21 protein-coding genes are annotated in these 20,661 nt (G+C 52.5%); 16 read left to right on the forward strand and 5 right to left on the reverse strand.

The window, feature by feature from the left end; genetic code table 11:
• Positions 1-41: 41 nt before the first annotated feature.
• The gene (mazG, locus tag F0P93_RS08820; RefSeq protein ID WP_150876018.1) at positions 42-893 is read right to left on the reverse strand and encodes a nucleoside triphosphate pyrophosphohydrolase; all 852 of its coding nucleotides are present in this window, start codon (positions 891-893) and stop codon (positions 42-44) included.
• A 282-nt stretch (positions 894-1,175) separates the two neighbouring features.
• On the opposite strand from mazG, the gene F0P93_RS08825 reads away from it, so the two are divergent.
• The 4 genes from F0P93_RS08825 (at position 1,176) to F0P93_RS08840 (ending at position 3,391) form a co-directional block, all read left to right on the forward strand.
• A complete protein-coding gene (locus F0P93_RS08825) occupies positions 1,176-1,841 on the forward strand; it encodes a DUF1361 domain-containing protein (RefSeq protein ID WP_150876019.1) in 666 nt (221 codons plus the stop codon).
• Positions 1,825-2,217, forward strand: a complete 393-nt coding sequence (locus F0P93_RS08830; protein ID WP_150876020.1) for a diacylglycerol kinase family protein — start codon at positions 1,825-1,827, stop codon at positions 2,215-2,217. Before F0P93_RS08825 ends, F0P93_RS08830 begins: the two co-directional genes overlap by 17 nt.
• Before the next feature lie 224 nt (positions 2,218-2,441).
• Complete coding sequence (locus tag F0P93_RS08835; protein WP_150876021.1) at positions 2,442-3,095, forward strand: hypothetical protein; 654 nt, start codon at positions 2,442-2,444, stop codon at positions 3,093-3,095.
• Positions 3,095-3,391: a winged helix-turn-helix domain-containing protein gene (locus F0P93_RS08840; protein ID WP_114403911.1), complete on the forward strand. Its 297-nt coding sequence runs from the start codon at positions 3,095-3,097 to the stop codon at positions 3,389-3,391. Before F0P93_RS08835 ends, F0P93_RS08840 begins: the two co-directional genes overlap by 1 nt.
• Before the next feature lie 53 nt (positions 3,392-3,444).
• On the opposite strand, the gene F0P93_RS08845 is transcribed toward F0P93_RS08840, so the two are convergent.
• Positions 3,445-3,837: an Hsp20 family protein gene (locus F0P93_RS08845; protein ID WP_114403912.1), complete on the reverse strand. Its 393-nt coding sequence runs from the start codon at positions 3,835-3,837 to the stop codon at positions 3,445-3,447.
• Between the two features lie 185 nt (positions 3,838-4,022).
• Between F0P93_RS08845 and F0P93_RS08850 the strand changes: the two genes are divergently transcribed.
• From F0P93_RS08850 to aspS, 3 genes are all read left to right on the forward strand, one after another.
• A complete protein-coding gene (locus F0P93_RS08850; RefSeq protein WP_150876022.1) occupies positions 4,023-4,793 on the forward strand; it encodes a polysaccharide deacetylase family protein in 771 nt (256 codons plus the stop codon).
• A 3-nt stretch (positions 4,794-4,796) separates the two neighbouring features.
• A complete protein-coding gene (locus F0P93_RS08855; protein ID WP_150876023.1) occupies positions 4,797-5,843 on the forward strand; it encodes a glycosyltransferase family 4 protein in 1,047 nt (348 codons plus the stop codon).
• Positions 5,844-5,917: 74 nt separating this feature from the next.
• Entirely contained in the window at positions 5,918-7,687 is a 1,770-nt protein-coding gene (aspS, locus tag F0P93_RS08860; protein ID WP_150876024.1) for an aspartate--tRNA ligase, read from the forward strand.
• Positions 7,688-7,795: 108 nt separating this feature from the next.
• Here the strand turns inward: aspS and F0P93_RS08865 are convergent, their stop codons facing one another.
• The gene (locus F0P93_RS08865; protein WP_150876025.1) at positions 7,796-8,332 is read right to left on the reverse strand and encodes a DinB family protein; all 537 of its coding nucleotides are present in this window, start codon (positions 8,330-8,332) and stop codon (positions 7,796-7,798) included.
• A 173-nt stretch (positions 8,333-8,505) separates the two neighbouring features.
• On the opposite strand from F0P93_RS08865, the gene moeB reads away from it, so the two are divergent.
• From moeB to F0P93_RS08885, 4 genes are all read left to right on the forward strand, one after another.
• The gene (moeB, locus tag F0P93_RS08870) at positions 8,506-9,651 is read left to right on the forward strand and encodes a molybdopterin-synthase adenylyltransferase MoeB (protein WP_150876026.1); all 1,146 of its coding nucleotides are present in this window, start codon (positions 8,506-8,508) and stop codon (positions 9,649-9,651) included.
• Between the two features lie 110 nt (positions 9,652-9,761).
• The gene (locus tag F0P93_RS08875; RefSeq protein WP_150876027.1) at positions 9,762-10,664 is read left to right on the forward strand and encodes a helix-turn-helix domain-containing protein; all 903 of its coding nucleotides are present in this window, start codon (positions 9,762-9,764) and stop codon (positions 10,662-10,664) included.
• 84 nt (positions 10,665-10,748) lie between these two features.
• A complete protein-coding gene (locus F0P93_RS08880; protein ID WP_150876671.1) occupies positions 10,749-11,609 on the forward strand; it encodes an oxidoreductase in 861 nt (286 codons plus the stop codon).
• A gap of 147 nt (positions 11,610-11,756) precedes the next feature.
• Positions 11,757-13,118: an amidohydrolase family protein gene (locus tag F0P93_RS08885; protein WP_150876028.1), complete on the forward strand. Its 1,362-nt coding sequence runs from the start codon at positions 11,757-11,759 to the stop codon at positions 13,116-13,118.
• A gap of 16 nt (positions 13,119-13,134) precedes the next feature.
• On the opposite strand, the gene F0P93_RS08890 is transcribed toward F0P93_RS08885, so the two are convergent.
• Positions 13,135-14,046, reverse strand: coding sequence for a metallophosphoesterase family protein (locus tag F0P93_RS08890; RefSeq protein WP_150876029.1), 912 nt, complete (start codon positions 14,044-14,046; stop codon positions 13,135-13,137).
• A gap of 119 nt (positions 14,047-14,165) precedes the next feature.
• On the opposite strand from F0P93_RS08890, the gene F0P93_RS08895 reads away from it, so the two are divergent.
• Complete coding sequence (locus F0P93_RS08895; protein ID WP_150876030.1) at positions 14,166-14,696, forward strand: 3'-5' exonuclease; 531 nt, start codon at positions 14,166-14,168, stop codon at positions 14,694-14,696.
• A gap of 17 nt (positions 14,697-14,713) precedes the next feature.
• Here F0P93_RS08895 and F0P93_RS08900 read toward each other — a convergent pair whose 3' ends face one another.
• Positions 14,714-15,379, reverse strand: coding sequence for a M15 family metallopeptidase (locus F0P93_RS08900; RefSeq protein ID WP_225309418.1), 666 nt, complete (start codon positions 15,377-15,379; stop codon positions 14,714-14,716).
• 160 nt (positions 15,380-15,539) lie between these two features.
• On the opposite strand from F0P93_RS08900, the gene F0P93_RS08905 reads away from it, so the two are divergent.
• The 4 genes from F0P93_RS08905 (at position 15,540) to F0P93_RS08915 (ending at position 20,648) form a co-directional block, all read left to right on the forward strand.
• On the forward strand, positions 15,540-16,775 hold the full coding sequence (locus F0P93_RS08905; RefSeq protein WP_150876031.1) for a spore maturation protein: 1,236 nt from the start codon (positions 15,540-15,542) through the stop codon (positions 16,773-16,775).
• Positions 16,776-16,914: 139 nt separating this feature from the next.
• Entirely contained in the window at positions 16,915-17,088 is a 174-nt protein-coding gene (locus F0P93_RS31480) for a hypothetical protein (RefSeq protein WP_191908760.1), read from the forward strand.
• A 55-nt stretch (positions 17,089-17,143) separates the two neighbouring features.
• Positions 17,144-20,140, forward strand: a complete 2,997-nt coding sequence (locus F0P93_RS08910; RefSeq protein ID WP_150876032.1) for a serine hydrolase domain-containing protein — start codon at positions 17,144-17,146, stop codon at positions 20,138-20,140.
• Between the two features lie 55 nt (positions 20,141-20,195).
• Positions 20,196-20,648, forward strand: coding sequence for a DinB family protein (locus F0P93_RS08915; protein WP_150876033.1), 453 nt, complete (start codon positions 20,196-20,198; stop codon positions 20,646-20,648).
• The last annotated feature ends 13 nt before the right edge of the window (positions 20,649-20,661 follow it).

The raw sequence follows: 20,661 nt of genomic DNA on the forward strand, positions 1-20,661 counted from the left end.
TGTCACTTTTTAAGTAAAATATATACTTATTTCCGTAAACTTTATGTAAACTGTTTGGCTTCCTGCCAATACACTTCCATTTCTTCCAGCGTCATATCTTTCAGGTGTTGGCCGTTGTTACGAGCCTGTTCTTCCAGGTATTGAAAGCGTTTGATGAACTTTTTATTGGTGCGTTCAAGCGCGGTTTCGGGGTTGATGTCGATAAAGCGGGCGTAGTTGACCAGCGAAAACAGCACATCGCCAAATTCTTTCTCGGCACGTTCGCGGTCAATAATCTCGTTGGTTTCAGCATTAAACTCGTCCTTGAATTCCTGCATTTCTTCCTCCACTTTTTCCCAAACCTGCTGCTTTTCCTCCCAGTCAAAACCGGCACCCCGTGCTTTTTCCTGAATCCGCATGGCTTTCACCAGCGCGGGCAGCGAGCCCGGCACGCCCGCCAGCACCGATGTGTTGCCTTCTTTCAGCTTCAGTTGCTCCCAGTTCTGCTTCACCTTTTCCTCCGTATCCGCCACAACGGTGTTGCCGTTGGCGTCGCCATAAATGTGCGGATGACGCGAAATCAGTTTGTCACAAACACTGTTCAAAACGTCGCCGATGTCAAACGTTGCCCCGGCTTGCGGCTCCGAAGCGATTCGGGCGTAAAAAACCAGGTGCAGCATCACATCGCCCAGTTCTTTCCGGATTTCGGGCAGGTCTTTTTCCAGAATGGCGTCGGAAAGTTCGTAGGTTTCTTCGATGGTCAGGTGCCGGAGCGTGTCCATCGTTTGCTTGCGATCCCAGGGACACTGTTCGCGCAGTTCGTCCATGATGGTCAGCAGGCGGTCGAAAGCCAGCAATTGTTCCTGCCGCCGGACAGGCATCGTTTCCAGGTGTTGATTCAGGTTGGTTTGCATCGGGATTATTTTTGACAAAGTTACGAAGCGATTGGGAGGGTTTGGCGGTTTTTTGGATAGGAACACGGATCTAACGGATTTACACTGATCAAAACGGATTTTACTCGGTGTAAATCCGTCCGATCCGCTCGATCCGCGTTCCCATCCAATTTCTCACTAGAACAAACCCCGCTGGTTCGGGCAACAAATCGCAAAAATCCTCCATTCCTAAATATTTTCCCCCATTCCCTTGCCCCGCATCACTTCAATGTGCTACTTTGTAGTTCAAAGTTCTTTCATGGTATGTTGAACAAACTACTTTCCGTTTACCGCTCCGGCGAAGGTCTGCGCATGTTGATCATGTTGTCCGTCATGAGCATCGCCATGGTGGTGTTCCGCCAGAACTACTGGTTCTTCAAGATGTTGAGCTGGAATCTGTTTCTGGCCTGGATTCCCCTCTTTGTCGCCCTGTTCCTGCGCGAAGGGCTGGAAGACCGTCAGTTGCCGAAGTGGACGCTCTGGCCAGGGCTGGTCTTCTGGTTGCTGTTCCTGCCCAACTCCCCCTACATCATCACCGATCTGTTCCACGTCCGCCATGTTTCGGAAGAAACCGTGTGGTTCGATACGATGATGATTTTCATGTGCGCCCTCACGGGTTTGCTCGCGGGCCTGTATTCCCAACTGCTGGTTCACCGGATGCTCAGCGAGCGACTGGGTCGAACGCAGACGTGGGTGGTCATGATCGGGTGTTTGGTGCTGACTAGTTTTGGCGTTTACCTTGGACGATACATCCGCCTGAATAGCTGGGATTTATTCACCGATCCGCTGGAATTGGCCCAATTGATCGGCAAAAGCTTAGTCAATCCGTTTGCACTGAAACTCACACTTTCGTATACATTTGCGTTGGTGACGCTCTATACGGGCTTCACCCAGTACGTTCAACGCCGAACGCATGAGCCGCTGGATTGATGTTCGGAAGAATTTGCGAAGCTTTCGGTTTGCCGCCGAGGGCATTCTCGCCCTGTTCCGGTTTGAGAATAATGCTAAAATTCATTTACTGGCGGCTATGGCCGTCGTTCTCGTCGGCATCTGGCTCCGGTTGGATCGCGTCGAATGGGCATTGGTGCTCACGCAGGTGGGTCTGGTGCTGGCGGCCGAAGCGTTCAATACGGCCCTTGAAAAACTCGCCGATGTGGTTTCGCCGGAACATCACCCGCTGATCAAAGCCGTCAAGGATCTGTCGGCGGGTGCGGTGTTGCTGGTAGTAATTGTGGCGGTTGTAGTAGGTATCTTGATTTTTGGCACTAAATTGATAGAAATGATGAACTCGAGTGAATGGTTTTGAAGGATTTCATGGTTACCAAGGGTAGGAATGGTTTTATGGTTAAAAACGGTTGAAATGGTTGGTAAGGCTCCTCATCCAGCTTATACGTACTCAAACCACGAAAACCGCCCTTGACCCCAAAAAACCATGTAACCATTTTAACGATCCTCAACCCTATAACCATCACAACCATTAAAACCATTTTTTAACCATAAAACCATCCTAACCATCTTACTTAGTTAACAATGTCCGATTCACACGAACATTTACAGACCCTGACGGAGATCCGGAGCCTGATGGAACGCTCCTCGAAATTCCTGTCGTTGAGTGGTTTATCGGGCATTTCGGCGGGTGTCGTAGCCCTCATTGGTGCCGGTGCGGCCTACGTTCGGTTGCACAATAACAACCTGACGCTAATGAGCTACGAGCGCATCACCCGGCTCAACGGCCCGGATCGCCAGGATATGGTTGATTTTCTGATCCTCGACGGAGCCCTTGTGCTAATAGCCGCCTTGTTACTGGGCGTGTTTTTTACCGTTCGCAAAGCCCGCCGACAGGGCAACGGCGTCTGGAACAGCATTTCGAAGCGATTGCTTTGGGCGCTGGCCGTTCCGCTGGTCACGGGCGGCATTTTTTGTCTGGCCCTGATCCGGTTTAACCTGATCTGGCTGACATTTCCAACCACCCTCATTTTTTACGGCATGGCGCTCTACAGCGGCAGTAAATACACCGTTCGCGATGTGGAATACCTCGGTTTGTCCGAAATTCTGCTGGGCCTGGTGGCTTTGTTCTGGACGGGGTATTCGCTGCTGACGTGGGCAGTTGGGTTTGGGATCCTGCACATTGTGTACGGCACCGTAATGTATCTCAAGTATGAACGAGACGAACTGAAGCGCTGATGGAGTTCCTGATAGGCTTTAATAAAGCGTTTGAAAGTAAGGCCCGGTTAGGCATCATGTCGGTTTTGATTGTGAATGAAACCCTGAGTTTCAATTCTCTCAAAGAATTGCTCGACATGACCGACGGGAATCTGGCGACGCACCTGCGGGCGCTGGAAGAGCAGGGCTATGTCTCCGTGAAAAAGCAGTTTGTGGGCCGAAAACCCAATACGACCTACACCGCCACCCCCGCCGGCCGTCAGGCCTTCACCGACCATTTGAACGCGCTGGAAGATTTTATTCGCGGTTCGGTATAAAAAAAGCGGTCAATCTGGATTGACCGCCGGGTGTATTCACGCTCTGGTTCCTATCAAAATAAATTCTGGATTTCTACTTTTCGCTGGGAGTGATGGCCGTCCTTAAACGGCAGATTGATCACCACATGGCCCTGCTCCTGAACCGCTTCTATGTGTTCCGCGTCGACAAAGTCCGGGATGTCCAGCACCCTCAGAAACATCGGTACCGCCAGACTCTGGCCTTCTACGGGATTTTTCTGCTGGAGCAAGGTATATAGAACCAGTTTCTTGCCATCGATCAACACATTGAACGCGTCCGGACCAACGCCGGGAGCCGACAATTTGATCAGCAAGCGGTCTGGCTCCTGCTCGGTTTCCATACGGGTCATGCTCGATCCGCCATACAGAGTATTCAGCAAATCGAATTGCCCACCCATTCCCTTCAGCGTGTTTTCTATCGGTTTCATAATCGTACTGGTTGGTTGTATACTGTTTAGTAAACAAATTACGTACCTAACTCGATCAGGCCGTATTTAGCGTCATTATGGCCGATAACCAGCGATAAGGCGGAAATAAGCGGACAATTGGTCAGTAATTTGTTTTATAACGCAAATTATCGTGATTTTTGATCCGTGAAAACCATAAAATATTTATGATCGGACTGGTTGCCAGTCTTCTGCTGGTGGGTATACTGTGGTATTTTTTCCGCAGTTCGAACGCTTTGCCTGTGTTAATGTTCCACAAAATCGACCCTAAACGGCAGGATGCCTTAACGGTTTCGGTTCAGCAGTTCGAACAGCGCCTGCAGTGGCTGAAAACCCATCACTACCACCCCATTACCCTGAAACAGCTTGCGGATTCGATTGAACAGAACCAGCCGCTGCCCGCCCGACCGGTTTTGATTACGTTCGACGATGCGTATGTCAATAACCTGACGTATGCGCTGCCGGTTTTGCAGCGACTGAACCTGACTGCGGTGCTGTTTGTTCCCACGGCTTTTGTCGGCCAATGCAATCAATGGGATGGCTGCACCGAACCCCTGATGACCACTGAACAGCTTAAACAGTTGGCTCCCACCTTCGAACTCGCCTTGCATTCACACCAGCACCTGAACTATAAAGCCCTGCCCATCAGTGACATCCAGGCCGACCTGACGCAGAACATAACGGCTTGCGATTCCCTGGGAATACCGTATGTTCGGGCCTTTGCGTATCCCTACGGTGGGCGACCGAAAGACCCGGCGACCAAACGGGCGATGCAGGATGCGATGCAACAGGCAGGCATCCGGATCGCGTTCCGGATCGGAAACCGCCTGAACCGTTTCCCGGTGAACAACCGGTTTGAATGGCAACGACTGGACATTCGCGGAACGGATTCCATGGCCCGGTTTGTCCGGCAGGTGCGGTTTGGGAAACTAATTTAACATATGACCTTATTCATCGATACCGAACGTCTGCGGGATTTAAACAGCGGTTTGGGGCAATTCTGCCTGCAACTGGGCCTGGAACTGGTGCGGCAGCGCCCTGATTCTGCCCAACTCACGTTTCTGGTTCCGGAAGGGCAACAGGGCATTTTCGGCCCGGATGTGGCCTATCAAACGGCAACCTGGTGGCGGAAATGGTATTCGCCGGGCCGCTACGACATCTGGCATTGTTTGCACCAGGATTCCCGGTTTCTGCCCGCTTCGAAAAAAAACCGCCTGATTCTGACAATCCACGATCTTAATTTTCTGGAACGACCGGATTATGACGACGCGAAAAAAGCCCACAAACTGGCAGTTCTGCAACGCAAAGTCGACCGGGCCTCGGCCCTAACCACGATCTCGGAGTATACGGCTTCGGTCGTCCGCCAGCACCTGAAATTGCCGCCCATGCCCTTGTCGGTCATCCACAACGGGTATTCAGCTCCCGGCGACTTACTCAACCGCTCGTTATCACTTTCTGTCCAGAGTCCATATTTCCTGTTTGTCGGCGTCATTCATCCCCGGAAAAACCTGCACACCCTCCTGCCGCTGCTTGAAGCCTTCCCGGAATGGCGGCTGGTGCTGGCCGGGCCCGACGGCCATCCGTATGCTACCCACCTGCGGCAACAGGCTCAGCAACTGGAGGTTGCGGATCGGCTGATTGTGACTGGTGCCGTTGACGAAGCGACCAAAAACGGCTTGTATCAGGCTTGCGATGCGTTTCTGTTTCCGTCACTTTCCGAAGGGTTTGGACTTCCCGTGGTCGAGGCCATGAGTTATGGCAAACCGGTTTTCCTGTCGCGACGCACGAGCCTGCCCGAAATTGGTGGAAAAGATGCCTATTATTTCGATTCGGACGACCCGGAGTCGATGGCTGAAACCATTTTCGACGGCCTGAACGATTTTCGCGCCAATCCCTTCCGCGCCGACCGGCTCCGCCAGCAAGCCGCCCGGTTTAGCTGGGAGCGGGCGGCCCAACAGTATTGGAAGTTGTATTCAGAAGTGTTGTAATCGATTTTACCATCGGCTTGATAGGCGGACATACTTTGGCTACCTTTGCGGCTTATTGAACCATTTTTAGCAGTATGCTACGTACTCATACCTGCGGAGAAATTCGCATCGAACACGTTACCAAACAGGTTATTCTTTGCGGCTGGGTGCAGCGCATTCGCGACAAAGGCGGTTTGATCTGGATCGACCTGCGTGACCGCTACGGCCTGACCCAATTGTTGCTCGAAGAAGGCAAAACCGACCCGGAAACCATTGCGATGGTTCGGACGCTGGGCCGCGAATTCGTTCTGAAAGCCACCGGCGAAGTGATCGAACGCAAATCCAAGAACCCCAATCTGCCAACGGGTGACATCGAAATCCGGCTGGAAAAGCTGGAAATATTGAACCCCGCCAAACTGCCGCCGTTTCTGATTGAAGACGAAACCGACGGGGGCGACGACCTACGGATGAAATACCGCTACCTCGATTTGCGCCGGAATCCCGTCCGGAAGAACCTCGAACTGCGCCATAAAATGGCACAGCAAACGCGGATTTACATGGACGGCCAGGATTTTATCGAAGTCGAAACGCCGGTTTTGATCAAATCGACGCCGGAAGGTGCCCGCGATTTTGTGGTGCCGAGCCGCATGAATCCCGGCGAATTCTACGCCCTGCCGCAGTCGCCCCAGACCTTCAAGCAATTGCTGATGGTATCGGGATTCGACCGGTATTACCAGATTGTCAAGTGTTTCCGCGATGAAGACCTGCGCGCCGACCGCCAGCCGGAATTCACACAAATCGACTGCGAGATGTCGTTCATCGAACAGGAAGACATCCTTCAGATGTTCGAGGGACTGGTTCGGCATCTGTTTGAAACCGTAAAAGGAATCGGGCTGGACGAAGTACCCCGGATGACCTACGCAGAAGCCATGCGGCTGTATGGTTCAGACAAACCGGATACGCGTTTCGGCATGCCGTTCGTCGAACTGAAAGGAGCTTTCGATACGGTGGATCTGACATCGGGAAAAAACTTCGTCGTGTTCGATTCAGCCGAAATCGTGATCGGAATCAACGCCAAAGGCTGCGCCCACTACACGCGCAAGCAGATGGACGAACTGACCGACTTCATCAAACGGCCGCAGATCGGCGGAAAAGGGCTGATTTATGTGCGGTATAACGAAGACGGGACGGTCAAATCGTCGGTCGACAAGTTTTATTCGGAAGAAGATCTGAAACATTGGGTGGTCCAGTTTCAGGCCGAACCGGGTGATTTGCTGCTAATTATGTCCGGCGAAACCAGCAAGGCCCGCAAACAATTGAGCGAACTCCGGCTGGAAATGGGCAACCGCCTGGGCTTGCGCGATCCCAACACGTTCAGTGCGTTGTGGGTATTGGATTTTCCGTTGCTGGAATACGGCGAAGAAGAAAAACGCTGGTTTGCCATGCACCACCCGTTCACATCGCCCAAACCGGAAGATATTCAACTGCTGGAAACCGATCCGGGTGCCGTGCGGGCTAATGCCTACGACATGGTGATCAACGGCACGGAAGTCGGTGGCGGTTCCATCCGGATTTTTCAGCGCGATTTGCAGTCGCGCATGTTCGATCTGCTCGGTTTCTCGCCCGAAGAAGCCAAAGCACAGTTCGGTTTTCTGCTGGATGCATTTGAGTTTGGTGCTCCCCCACACGGCGGCATTGCCTTCGGCTTCGACCGGCTTTGCTCCATTTTCGGAGGTGCCGATTCCATCCGCGATTTCATCGCTTTCCCCAAAAACAACTCGGGCCGCGACGTCATGATCGATTCCCCATCCGTTATTGCCCAGGGACAGTTGGAGGAGTTGCAGATTGCGGTAGCGAAGAAATAACAAAAGAGAATATTAGAATGTAAAATGATGAATGCTAAATGTAAAAGTGCTTCACAGCCAGACACTTTTACATTTAGCATTCATCATTTTACATTTGAAATTTTTTCCCTAAAACAGCTTCTCATTCGGCGGTTTGATCCCCTTCATCCGGATGTAGATCGTGGCCTGTCCACGGTGGTGCGTCTGGTGCTCGAAAGCTTTGGCAAACACGGTTTCGCGGGACATTTCGCGCGGTCCCATCTTCACATTTTCGGCCAGTTGCGCATCACTCAGTCCTTTAATGCCGTCCAGCACATAATCGTAGCTGTCCATAACGGTTTTGGTCAGGGCGGCTTTCGTTTTCAACTCATCCATCGTCTCCAGTTTTTTCCCCTGCATGGGGTTGGCTTTCCCGGTCGCGGCCGCCGTGAAGTTGTAGTTTGCTGCGGTTAAGTGCAGCATCTGTTCCGCAAAGCTCCGGATTTCCGGTGTCGGTTTGTAGCCCATCCCGTCTTCCGGCATGGCGTCCAGGTATTCCTTCGTAAACTCTTTGGCACGCTGCCATTCCGTCGTCATCTGAGCAACGGTTTTGGGTTTGATCGAAAAACCGCTGAATGCCATCCAGAGCATCAGGGCAAGGGCCGTAAATCCAAGTTTTTGTTTCATGATGAAAAGGTAATGGTTTGAGTACCAAAGTTAAACCCGATAAGTAGCTTTGCAAGTTCAAGGTCAGGATTTCTACTTAAGGGAGTGTCGTAAAATAAATTATGAACGCAAAATGTAAATCGAATTGCTTTTTCGTTTAAAATGTAGTGCGGTAACTCAACAACAAATCGACTATGCTCCGACCTGCAGAATACGCCCGTTACGAAAAACACCTGAATCTTCCCGAAATTGGCGTGGAAGGCCAACTGAAATTACAACAGGCTCGTGTGCTGGTTGTGGGCGCAGGCGGGTTGGGTTGCCCGGTATTGTTGTATTTGACGGCGGCCGGAGTCGGCACGATTGGGGTCATCGACCCGGACACGGTTGCCATCAGCAACCTGCAACGGCAGGTTCTTTATACGACCGAGCAGGTCGGTAAACCCAAAGCCACGATTGCCGTCAATTCACTCAAAAAAATCAATCCCGAAATCAGCTTCAACTCCTATGCGTATGCCCTCGACCGTTCCAATGCGCGTTCGCTCATCGAGGAGTATGATCTGGTGGTGGATTGCACCGATAATTTTACCGTTCGGTATCTGGTCAACGACGTTTGCGTGATGCAGGAAAAACCGTTTATCTACGGTGCCATTCACCGGTTCGAAGGCCAGGTGGCGGTGTTGAACGCCCGGCTGGCGGCATCGGCCGTTCAACCCGAAGAAGTACGGCGTGGCCCCACCTACCGGTGTCTGTTCCCGGAATTTCCGAATCAGATGGAGATCCCGAACTGCGCCGAAACGGGGGTCATGGGCGTTTTGCCCGGGGTTATCGGTACCTATCAGGCCAACGAAGTGATCAAGCTCATTACCGGTATCGGACACTCGCTGAACGAAGAACTGCTGATGGTGGATTTACTGGCGATGTCGTTCCAGAAAATTCGCGTTCGCCGTCGGCTCGATGCCGAAGCTGCAGCCCAAAACGCTTGGGAAGAGGGCCAGCGGGTTGCCGTCAAAACCGATGTTCGCAAAACCATCACGGCCACCGAACTGGCCGAGAGACTGGCGCAGGACGAAGATATTTTCCTGCTGGACGTCCGCGAGCGGCCCGAATACAACATTTGCCACCTCGACAATGCGGTATTGATCCCGGTCAACATCATCGCCAACAACGTCAAACGCATCCCCGTCGACCGTCCGGTGGTGGTGTATTGCCACCACGGCATCCGCAGTCAGTACGTGGTCGATTACCTGCAAAAAGAATTCAATTTTACCAACCTCATGAACCTTCAGGGCGGCATCAATAGCTGGGCGCGCGATGTGCAGCCGGAGATGGAGGTGTATTGAAAATTCATTTCCGAAGAATTACCTTCCTGTCCTACGGTTAAAATCGTGGGTTGTTATATTATTCCACAAAAGCAGCGAACAACCTGGTTTGAATTTTGTAACTTCGCACTATGTCAAAACCGGAATCGCTCGAAGATTTTTACCAGATCAAGTTCAACTGGTTGCCCGATAACCTGCAACAGGACAGAGGACATTTCAATGTCTTCCGGCTGGAGGATTGCATTGGGGAGGGGAAAGAACCGGTCCAGTACAGCCGCCGGGATTTTTACAAAGTCACCTTGATCCGGGGCCGGAACGTGTATCATTACGCGGATAAAAGCCTGGAAATCAACGGAACGACGCTGATGTTTTTCAACCCGCAGGTACCCTACAGTTGGGAATCGTTGTCGGAGGATACCAGCGGTTTTTTCTGCATTTTTAAGGAAGCGTTTTTTACCGAAAAAATTAGGGGAAACCTGAACGAGCTGCCGATGTATGCCATCGGCGGTAAACCGGCCTACGTTCTGAACGACATTCAGGATCAGCAAGTGAGCCAGTTGTTCGAAAAAATGCTTGCGGAAATCAATTCGGATTACCTCTACAAATACGATCTGCTGCGGAATTATGTAACGGAGTTGGTGCATTATGCGCTGAAAATGCAGCCCTCCGAAACGCTCTACCAGCATACGGATGCGAAATCCCGGATTACGGCCGTTTTTACGGAATTACTCGAACGTCAGTTTCCCATCGAATCGCCTTCGCAACGGTTCCGGATGCGGTCGGCGAAGGATTTTGCCGACCAGCTTGCCGTGCACGTCAACCACCTCAACCGCTCCATCCGCGAAACCACCGGCAAAACCACCACCGACCACATTGCCGAGCGGCTGGCCAGTGAAGCCAAAGCCTTATTGAAGCATACGGACTGGAACATTTCCGAAATCAGCTACACCCTGGGTTTTGAAGAACCGGCCCATTTCAACAACTTTTTCAAGAAACATACCCACCTGACCCCCTCGGCTTTTCGCACGGTTTGAATTTCGCAAGGATCGGTTTGAAAACCGCAAGGCCCGGCCCGTCATACGCACCTACTTTTGCGGCATCATTAAACAAACAAAATGATGAGCACACAAAAAGTATGGTTTGTCACCGGAGCTTCGAAAGGCCTGGGACTTTCACTGGTAAAACAATTGATAAACACCGGGTATCGGGTTGCCGCGACCTCCCGGAACCTCGAAGATCTGCGCCGGGCCGTTGGCGCGACCGATGACCGTTTTCTGCCCCTGGCGGTCGATCTGAAAACCGAGTCCAGTGTGGCCGAAGCGATTCAGAAAACCGTCGATCAGTTTGGTCAGATCGATGTAGTGGTCAACAACGCCGGCTACGGTTTGCTCGGCAGCATCGAAGAACTGACCGACGAGGAATCCCGCGAAAATTTTGACGTCAACGTGTTCGGTTCCCTAAACGTCATTCGGAAAGCACTTCCCTATCTGCGCGAACAGAAATCGGGACACATCATTAACATCTCCTCCATCGGCGGTTTTACGGGTGCCTTCCCCGGTTTCGGGATTTACTGCGCCACCAAGTTTGCTGTCGAAGGCTTTTCGGAATCCCTCGCAGCCGAAGCCAAACCGCTGGGTATCAACGTCACGGTGGTCGAACCCGGTTATTTCCGCACGGATTTCCTGACGTCCGATTCTCTGGGCGTTCCCAAAAACCAGATCGACGCGTACCAGGAGGTGCGAAATTCGCAGCAGGCCCATCAGAGTCAGATTAACGGCAACCAGCCGGGCGATTCCGAAAAAGCCGTTGCAGCCCTGATCCGGATCGCGTCGGAAGCCAACCCGCCCCTGCATTTATTTTTGGGTCAGGACGCGTATGATCTGGCCTACCAAAAAATAAACGCGGTTCAATCCGACCTGGAAACCTGGAAAGATGTGACGGTTTCAACCGGTTTTGAAGCCGGAAAGGTTACGGTCTGACAGTCTATTTCCACTAAATTCGGTTTTAAAGTACAAAAAGCGTTTGGCGATTTATCAATATCTCCGAACGCTTTTGTACTTTAAACACCGGATCGGTTACTCATCGGTCAACGTTCCCTATCCAGCTATTCCAAACCCGGTCAGATCATGCGCACCCTTCTATCGTTTCTCTTCGTTTTCCTGACGCCATCGGTTTTTGCGCAGGAACTGGTCAGCAATCGCCAGAACGAAATTGTCTTCCAATCGGTCAACGTCATCCCGATGGATCAGGAGCGGGTTCTGGAAAACCAGACCGTGGTGGTCAAAAATGGCCGGATTACGGCCATGGGCGCAGAGGGAAAAGTAAAATACGGTAAAGACGCTCAGGTGGTCGATGCCAAAGGAAAATACCTGACGCCCGGCTGGGCCGAAATTCACGCCCACGTGCCGCCGATCGACGACATCGAGCCGATGAAGGAAGTGCTGATGCTGTATCTGGCCAACGGCATTACGACCATTCGCGGGATGCTGGGTCACCCCCGGCACCTCGAACTCCGCAGCAAAATCAACAGCGGAGACATTCTGGGACCGCATTTTTACGCGTCCGGGCCGTCGTTCAGCGGGCAGACCGTGAAGTCGGCAGAACAAGGGGCTAAGATGGTGCGCGATCAGAAAGCCGCCGGGTATGATTTCCTGAAACTACACCCCGGTTTGACCAAAGAGACGTTTCCGGCCATTGCCAAAACCGCCAAGGAAGTTGGCATTCCGTTTGTCGGCCACGTTTCGTTCAACGTCGGGGCCTGGATGGCGATCGATGCGGGCTATTCTTCCATAGACCATTTAGATAGTTTTATGGAAGCCATCACGCCCGGTTCCGACACGCTGGTCGAGCAGGAAACCGGTTTATTCGGCTCCTGGATTGGCTACCGTGCTGATCCGGCGCTGATTCCGAAACTGGTGAAAGGCTTGCACGACCAGAACATTCGGGTGGTTCCGACCGAAGCCCTCGCCGAACGTTGGCTCTCGCCCCTCCCGGCGGAAGAATTCACGAAAGATCCCGAAATGAAATACATGAAACCGGAGGAGGTGCAGAACTGGACGAGGACCAAAAACAACTATAATAACAACCCGAAATTCACGAAAGAACGCGCAGAAAAGTACATCCAGATGCGCCGTAAAATCCTCTACGAATGCCAGAAAAACGGCGTCGATATTCTTCTGGGTTCCGATGCTCCCCAGGTTTTCAACGTACCCGGGTTTTCGATTCACCACGAAATGAAGTTCCTCGTCGGCGCCGGGTTGACGCCCTACGAAACCCTGCGCACCGGAACCGTCAATGTGGCTTCGTACTTCAAAAAACCGGATTCGGGCGTCATCAAAACCGGTAATGTGTCGGATCTGGTCTTGCTCAGCGGCAACCCGCTGAAAGACATCAGCCAGACCAGAAACATCGAAGGCGTGATGATCGGGACCAACTGGCTGTCGAAAGCGTATATTCAGAAAGAATTGAAGAAGCTGGAGAAGAATTGAGTCAAAAGCCACCTTTTCAATACGCCACATACGTTCGCTCCACCCAGCCGTCGTCGAACAGGTCGATGAGGGCGTAACCGGCGCGGGTTTGGTGATAGGTCGGTTTGTCCCACCAGTCGCCGGAAAGTGCGCCGTTGCAGAGATACGTCACGCCGTTGTAATCGACCCGGTCGAGCAGGTGCGTGTGGCCGCTCAGACAGACTTTTACGTTGGAACGTTTGTGAAACAACTGGATCAAATCCGCAGCGTCGGTGTGCAGCAAACCACCCGAAATTTCCCGACGGCCATTTTTCTGCACCCGTTGGTTGGAAAGCACCGACGCCGACAGAATGGGAATGTGCGACAGAATGAGCACCGGTTTTTTCGCATCGGTTTTCCGCAGATCGTTTTCCAGCCAGTCGCGCTGCTTTTCGTCAAGCCGGGCCGTATACCAGCCGCCCTCGGGTCGGGGCTGCGTGCTGTCCAGCACCACAAAATGCCAGCCGCTGTGGTCGAAACTGTAATACCGGTTGGAAAGTCCTAACTGCTCCACGGCCCACGCTTTGCCGTAGAGCGGATCTTTTTTGGAACCGTTATAGCCCCAGACATCGTGATTACCAATGCAGGCATGAATGGGCAGTGAATTTTCCGCTTTGATGATCCGGTTCCAGACGTTCCACTGTTTCCGCACCGTGTTTTTATCCCGCGAAAGGGCGTCCATGATCGTGTCGCCCCCGTTCAGAATAAACGCCGGACGATCTTTCATCGACTGCAGGCAGTGCAAACATTTCGCCAGCGCGACTTCGGCGTTGGCTCGGGGCATCATGTGCATATCGGTCAGATGCGCCACCCGCAACACGCGTTTTCGCCGGTAGGTTTCGGTGAGTTCAGGTGTGCTCAGACGGGTGGTCAACAGCCCGAGGGAGGCAAGTGCTTCGCGACGATTCATGACAGGTTGTTTAGCGTTACGGAGTCACTATTCGCGACGTCCTCCTTCTGCAACCTTATTTTCGGGCATCCTTCCCCAAAATCTTACTGAAAAAAGAAAATAGTGTATCTTGCGAAACGATGTTTTCAATTGTTGACGTAGAAACGACGGGGGGAATCGGTGGACAAACCCGTCTGACAGAGGTGGCCATTTTTCGGTATGATGGTGTTGAGGTAGTCGATAGCTTTCATTCGCTTTTGAACCCCCACTGCCCCATTCCGCCCTTTATTGCCCGTATGACCGGCATTTCGGATGAGATGGTGCAGGAAGCGCCCGACTTTGCCGACGTTGCTCACCACATTGTGCGGGTAACGGAAGGAGCGGTTTTTGTGGCCCACAACGCGCCGTTCGACTACGGTTTTCTGAAAAAAGAATTTGCCTGGATTGGCCTGCCCTTTGAGCGTCACCGGCTCTGCACCGTGCAACTCAGCCGCCGGATTTTCCCGGGATTGCCCTCGTATAGCCTCGGCAAATTATGTCGTTCGCTCGAAATTCCGGTCAAAAACCGCCACCGCGCCGACGGCGACGCGGCCGCAACGGTGAAGCTTTTCGAACTGCTGCTGATGAACGATATGCACGGACTGATCAAAACCTGGCGGGTCAGCGTTTAGCCGCTCCGGTTTCCGGCTTATTCAACGATTTTATACACCTTTTTGGCTTCGGCGCGGGACAGGGCGTTGAAGTGCCACCACTCGGTTTTCAGAGACGAGAAGCCCGCCGTTCGCATCACCGAGCGCAACAGCCGCCGGTTTTCCACCTGTTTCTGGGTCAGTTTCCCCTGTTTCAACATCTGGAGTTCTTTATCGGGATGTCCCAATTCGCCGAAGTAATCGAATTTTGTTCCCATATCGAGCGGTTTTCCGGCTTTTGTCGCCAGCGTCAGATCGACGGCGCAACCGTAGTTATGAACCGAGCCGTTGCGCGGATTGGAAACGTATTTTCCGCGTTCATTGACTGGCAGGTGGCTCAGCGTATTCCACAAATCCCACTGCACCGAGCGGGGGCGGGTAGCATCGTAGACCAGCAGACGAAAATCCGGGTGTTTTTGCTGAAGAAGTTTGCTTGCTTTCGCCAGTTTTTGAGCTGCCATCGGTTGCAAATACGCCCGCGTCAAATCGCCATACACATCTTTTTCCACAAAATTATCAGTAGTAGAATACTTCAATTCGACCAGAACCGTCTGGTCAATTGTCTGAATATCAACCAATCCCTGCCGAATCATGGCCTGCTCCAGTTCCCCCTGAGCGAGAAGAAGCCGGGGAAACAACAAAAGAAACAAAGCGAGGTTTCTCATTATACAATCTCTGATAAACTCTGATGTTCTCTGCTTAACTCTGCGATACAACTCTTTTAACTGTTTCTCAGAGTTAATCAGAGAACATCAGAGGGAACCAGAGTTAATTCGTTGCGAAATAACGAAAAACCACCTATTTTGCCATGAACAACGTGTAAACATGGCCCTCAACTACATCTGGGTAGCTTTTTTCCTGATTGCCTTTCTGATTGCGCTCTTTAAACTGATTTTTCTGGGCGATACCGAGATTTTTAAAGTCATTGTCGAAGGGCTATTCGATTCCTCCAAAACGGCGGTGATGGACATTGCCCTGCCCCTGGCGGGCGTGATGACCTTTTTTCTGGGTCTGCTCAACATTGGCGAAAAAGCCGGAGCCATCAATTTTCTGGCGCGCATCATCGGCCCGTTTTTCAATAAACTCTTCCCGGAAGTGCCGAAAAACCACCCCGCCAACGGGCAGATGATCATGAACTTTTCGGCCAATATGCTCGGGCTCGACAATGCCGCCACGCCCTTCGGTCTGAAAGCCATGCAGAGTTTGCAGGAACTGAACCCGGAGAAGGAAACCGCTTCCAACGCCCAGATCATGTTTCTGGTGCTGCACACCTCCGGGCTGACCATCGTTCCGCTCGGGATCATGGCGCAACGGGCCATTCTGGGGGCCAAAGACCCGTCCGACATTTTCATTCCCTGCCTGATCGGGACGTATGTAGCCACGGTTTTCAGTATGTTTCTGGTCGCCCTGAAACAACGGATCAACCTGTTCAACGGGCTGGTGATGGGCTGGCTGGGCGGTATTACGGCTTTTCTCGCGCTGGCGTTGTGGTATTTGTCGTCGCTGCCGAAAGAAGAAATCGAGCAGATTTCGAAAGTCGTTGGCAACGTCATTCTGTTCGTAATCATCGTGGCATTTCTGCTCGGTGCGATGCGAAAGAAGGTCGATATTTTCGACACGTTTATCGAGGGCGCGAAAGGCGGTTTTGAAACCTCCGTCCGAATTATTCCGTATCTGGTCGGGATGCTGGTTGCCATCAGTGCGCTGCGGAATTCCGGGGCAATGACCTACATCGTGGACGGGATGAAGTACGTCATTGGGTTGATGGGCGTCAATACCGATTTTACCGATGCGTTACCCGTCGCACTCATGCGGCCCCTGAGCGGCAGCGCGTCGCGGGCGTTGATGATCGACGCCATGAAGGAGTTTGGACCGGATTCGTTCGTGGGTCGGCTGTCCTGCATTTTTCAGGGGGCTGCCGATACAACGTTTTACATCGTCGCGTTGTATTTCGGGTCGGTCGGTATCAAGAAAACCCGGTACGCGATCGTCGCCGGCCTGATTGCCGATGCCGCCGGCGTCATCGCTGGCATTGCGCTGGGATACTTCTTTTTTCACTGAGCAGAGTGCCAAAGTAATTGAAAAAGCGTTATACCACTTGGTAAACATCCATTTATCTATTCTATAGTGAGTCTCTAATCCCGAAGGGGTTACATTTGGATAACCCCGGATGCAATCTGGGGGCTAGCGAAATAAAAGCATGAATATCAACGAAATACGCGAACAGCTGCACCTGCTTATTGACGAAGTAGACGACATCTATGTCCTGAACGGATTATACCGCAACCTCTCGGCCGAAAAACGCCACCGCCAGGAATACGAACGGGAACAGACGCAAAAGGCGCAGGCGGCTCGCCCTAAACGCAGCAAATAAGCCCTTGATTTTGTTACTTTTGCTGAACCGTTGCATTAACAGGAATCCATCGCTTATGCTTTTCTCCGTCCGCTTACGTTTGCTGGCTTGTACGCTCTGTTTTTTAGTTTCCTTTCAGGCCGCTCATTCCCAGACGGTTCCCTCTTTTCTGAAAGCAAATCCGCGCTGGGTCGATTCGGTGTTTAACGCCCTGACGCCCGACCAGCGGATTGCCCAGTTGATCATGGTAGCCGGGTTTTCCAACCGCAGCAAAGGGTACGAAGATTCGCTGATGACGCTGATTCAAACGTACCAGATTGGTGGCGTGGTGTTTTTTCAGGGCGGTCCGATCCGGCAGGCTCGGCTGGTCAACCGGCTGCAAACCGTTGTGAAAGTCCCGATGCTGGTGGCTATCGACGGCGAGTGGGGATTGGGCATGCGGCTCGACAGCACCGTGCGGTTTCCGTATCAGATGACACTAGGAGCCATTCAGGGACGCGACGATTTGATTTATAAAATGGGTGCCGCCGTGGCCCGCCAGAGCCGCCGACTGGGCATTCACATCAATTTTGCCCCGGTAGCCGATGTCAACAATAACCCCAACAACCCGGTCATCAACTTCCGCTCGTTTGGCGAAGACAAAGAGTCGGTAGCCAGCAAGGCCCTGGCCTACATGAAAGGCATGCAGGACAACGGTTTGCTGACTTCTCTGAAGCACTTTCCCGGCCACGGCGACACCGGCACGGATTCACACTATGACTTACCGTTGATCTCGAAAAACCGCCAGCAACTGGATAATCTGGAGTTGTATCCGTTTCGGAAGCTGATCGACGCAGGGGCTTCGGGGGTGATGATTGCCCACTTAAGCATCCCGGCACTGGACTCCACCCCTAACCTGCCCAGTACGCTTTCGCGCCGGGTGGTTTCCGATTTGCTGAAAAACGAACTCGGTTTCGGCGGCCTCATTTTTTCTGACGCCATGAACATGAAGGGTGTCATGAAATATTTTCCGTCTGGCATTGCCGATCGGATGGGCATCGAAGCAGGCATGGATGTGCTGGAATACACGCTGGACATCCCCCGCGCCATTGCGGAGATCAAACAGGCGGTTGCTGACGGTCGGCTTTTGCAAACGGACATCGACGCCCGCTGCCGTAAAGTGCTGGCCGCCAAAGCCTGGGCGGGTCTGGATCGGTACAAGCCCGTCAACCTAATGAATCTGGTTCGGGAACTGAACGAACCCGAATCCAACCTGATCAATCGGTTGCTGACCGAAGAAGCCCTGACGGTGCTGAAAAACGACAAAGAACCGTCGGGGGAACCCATCATTCCGGTATCGAATCTGGGTACCAAACGCATTGCCTCGGTGTCGCTGGATGCGGCTGACGAAACCTATTTCCAGAAAATGCTCGCCAACTATACGGCGGTCAAACACTTCAACATCGCGGCTGCAACAGCGGATACGACCCTGGAACGGATTCGGAACGAGTTGAAAACGTACGATTTACTGTTGGTGGGCGTACATCTGAGCAACATTCGCCCGGCGGTACAGTACGGCGTTACGCCCAAAACCGTCGCGCTGTTGAAAGAATTATGCGAAACCGGAAAAGCCGTCGTCTCGATTTTTGGAAATCCGTATGCACTGGACAAACTCGAAGGGCTGGACAAGGCCAAGGGCCTGATTATGGCCTACCAGCTCACCCAATTCACGGAAGAACTGGCCGCCCAACTGATTTTTGGCGCGATTCCGGCGAAAGGCAAATTGCCCGTAACGGTTAATTCACAATACAAACTGAACGACGGCATCACCACGCCCGCCATTGCCCGGTTGAAATACACCATTCCGGAAGAGGTGGGGGTCGATTCGTATTTTCTGACGGCAAAGATTGACTCTCTGATGCAGATGGCGATGCGCGAGAAAGCAACGCCGGGCGGTGTGGTTCAGATGGCGAAAGACGGCAAGGTGATTTTCCGGAAAGCTTACGGAACGCATACCTACGAAGGGTTGACCCCGACCAAAGAAGACGATTTATTCGATCTGGCTTCCGTAACCAAAGTCAGCACCTCGACGCTCGCGCTGATGCGGCTGGTGGACGAAGGGAAGTTCGATCTGAACAAAACCATGGGGGACTACCTGCCGGATTTTAAACACTCGAACAAGGCCAATCTGGTCTGGCGGGACGTTTTGACCCACCAGGCGGGTTTGAAAGCTTCCATTGCCTTCTGGACGGCGACCAAAAATCCAGACGGAACCTGGAAGGACCATACCTTCGACGAGGAGAAACACGGGCCGTATAAAGTGCAGATTACGGACAATCTGTTCATGCACCGAAAATACCGGAAAACCATTTTCGAGACGATTCGCGATTCGCCGGTTAGTGACAAAAAAGACTACGTCTACAGTGATTTGTCATTTATTCTGTATCCGCAGATTGTTGAAAAAATGACGCACCAGCCATTTGAAGATTATCTGAAGCAGAATGTGTATGAACCCTTGGGCGCTACCACACTGACTTTCAACCCGATGCGGTTTTATCCCCTGCCGCGCATGGTGCCGACGGAATACGATTCGGTGTTTCGCAAAACGCTGGTGTGGGGCCGCGTACACGACGAAGGCGCAGCCATGCTCGGCGGAGTTTCAGGCCATGCCGGTTTGTTTGGTTCGTCCAACGACTTGATGAAACTGGTTCAAATGTATTTGCAGAAGGGCTATTACGGTGGAAAGCAGTTTATCAGTCCGGCCACCATCACGGAATTTACGCGGTATCAATTCCCGGAAAAAGGGAGTCGGCGCGGCCTGGGATTTGACAAACCCACGTTCAAATATTCGGGAAACGCGCCTAAATACGCCAGTCCGCAGAGCTACGGACACTCCGGTTTTACCGGAACCTTTATCTGGGTTGACCCGCAATACAACACTTCGTACGTGTTCATGTCGAACCGGGTTTATCCAAGCCGGAGCCACACCAAGCTCCTTACGATGAACGTACGGACGAACATTGCCGACGCGTTGTATGAAGCCATTCGGCGGGGACCAACGTCCAATCTGGCGAGCATCCTGATGACGCCGTAAAAGAATCCGTTTCGTATTTTTGTCTTAACTAATGCGGTAAAACGCCCGGCTGCGGATGAAAAACTACCTGATTCGCCTGGTTGACTACGAGCGGTGGGCCAACCGAACCGTGATCGATGCACTCGACACCGTGGCCAGCCCTCCACTTCGGGCGGTGCAACTGATGGGGCATATTCTGTCTGCCCAGCAGATCTGGCTGTCGCGGGTGACGGGCGAAGTCAGTTACGTTGCCATTTGGGAAGACATTCCGATTGCCTGGATGGCCGAAACATCCGAACGGAATTTCCTGCGCTTGAAAACCCTCCTGGAAAGTGAATCGGACGACAGCCTGAACCGGATTATTTCGTATACCACCTCGAACGGCCAGCCTTTCAAAAGCCCCCTGATTGATATTTTGACGCAGTTGAGTCACCATGCTGCCTACCACCGCGGACAGATCGTCCAGTTGATTCGCCCGCAACTCGACCAGGCACCGCTGACCGATTTTATATTCTGGTCGCGGGACTGAGTCGTTCCACATT

The sequence above is a fragment of the Larkinella humicola genome, assembly GCF_008727875.1.
In the GTDB taxonomy this organism is placed as follows: Bacteria; Bacteroidota; Bacteroidia; order Cytophagales; family Spirosomataceae; genus Larkinella; species Larkinella humicola.

Excerpts from the sequence above, each read along its gene's own strand:
- F0P93_RS08830 (WP_150876020.1), top strand. The coding sequence starts at position 1,825 with ATGAGCCGCTGGATTGATGTTCGGAAGAATTTGCGAAGCTTTCGGTTT.
- F0P93_RS08855 (WP_150876023.1), top strand. The coding sequence starts at position 4,797 with ATGACCTTATTCATCGATACCGAACGTCTGCGGGATTTAAACAGCGGT.
- F0P93_RS08900 (WP_225309418.1), bottom strand. The coding sequence starts at position 15,379 with ATGAGAAACCTCGCTTTGTTTCTTTTGTTGTTTCCCCGGCTTCTTCTC.
- F0P93_RS08885 (WP_150876028.1), top strand. The coding sequence starts at position 11,757 with ATGCGCACCCTTCTATCGTTTCTCTTCGTTTTCCTGACGCCATCGGTT.
- F0P93_RS08880 (WP_150876671.1), top strand. The coding sequence starts at position 10,749 with ATGAGCACACAAAAAGTATGGTTTGTCACCGGAGCTTCGAAAGGCCTG.
- aspS (WP_150876024.1), top strand. The coding sequence starts at position 5,918 with ATGCTACGTACTCATACCTGCGGAGAAATTCGCATCGAACACGTTACC.
- F0P93_RS08910 (WP_150876032.1), top strand. The coding sequence starts at position 17,144 with ATGCTTTTCTCCGTCCGCTTACGTTTGCTGGCTTGTACGCTCTGTTTT.
- F0P93_RS08890 (WP_150876029.1), bottom strand. The coding sequence starts at position 14,046 with ATGAATCGTCGCGAAGCACTTGCCTCCCTCGGGCTGTTGACCACCCGT.
- F0P93_RS08835 (WP_150876021.1), top strand. The coding sequence starts at position 2,442 with ATGTCCGATTCACACGAACATTTACAGACCCTGACGGAGATCCGGAGC.
- F0P93_RS08895 (WP_150876030.1), top strand. The coding sequence starts at position 14,166 with ATGTTTTCAATTGTTGACGTAGAAACGACGGGGGGAATCGGTGGACAA.
- F0P93_RS08865 (WP_150876025.1), bottom strand. The coding sequence starts at position 8,332 with ATGAAACAAAAACTTGGATTTACGGCCCTTGCCCTGATGCTCTGGATG.
- F0P93_RS08825 (WP_150876019.1), top strand. The coding sequence starts at position 1,176 with ATGTTGAACAAACTACTTTCCGTTTACCGCTCCGGCGAAGGTCTGCGC.
- F0P93_RS31480 (WP_191908760.1), top strand. The coding sequence starts at position 16,915 with ATGAATATCAACGAAATACGCGAACAGCTGCACCTGCTTATTGACGAA.
- F0P93_RS08845 (WP_114403912.1), bottom strand. The coding sequence starts at position 3,837 with ATGAAACCGATAGAAAACACGCTGAAGGGAATGGGTGGGCAATTCGAT.
- F0P93_RS08850 (WP_150876022.1), top strand. The coding sequence starts at position 4,023 with ATGATCGGACTGGTTGCCAGTCTTCTGCTGGTGGGTATACTGTGGTAT.
- F0P93_RS08915 (WP_150876033.1), top strand. The coding sequence starts at position 20,196 with ATGAAAAACTACCTGATTCGCCTGGTTGACTACGAGCGGTGGGCCAAC.
- mazG (WP_150876018.1), bottom strand. The coding sequence starts at position 893 with ATGCAAACCAACCTGAATCAACACCTGGAAACGATGCCTGTCCGGCGG.
- F0P93_RS08840 (WP_114403911.1), top strand. The coding sequence starts at position 3,095 with ATGGAGTTCCTGATAGGCTTTAATAAAGCGTTTGAAAGTAAGGCCCGG.
- moeB (WP_150876026.1), top strand. The coding sequence starts at position 8,506 with ATGCTCCGACCTGCAGAATACGCCCGTTACGAAAAACACCTGAATCTT.
- F0P93_RS08875 (WP_150876027.1), top strand. The coding sequence starts at position 9,762 with ATGTCAAAACCGGAATCGCTCGAAGATTTTTACCAGATCAAGTTCAAC.
- F0P93_RS08905 (WP_150876031.1), top strand. The coding sequence starts at position 15,540 with ATGGCCCTCAACTACATCTGGGTAGCTTTTTTCCTGATTGCCTTTCTG.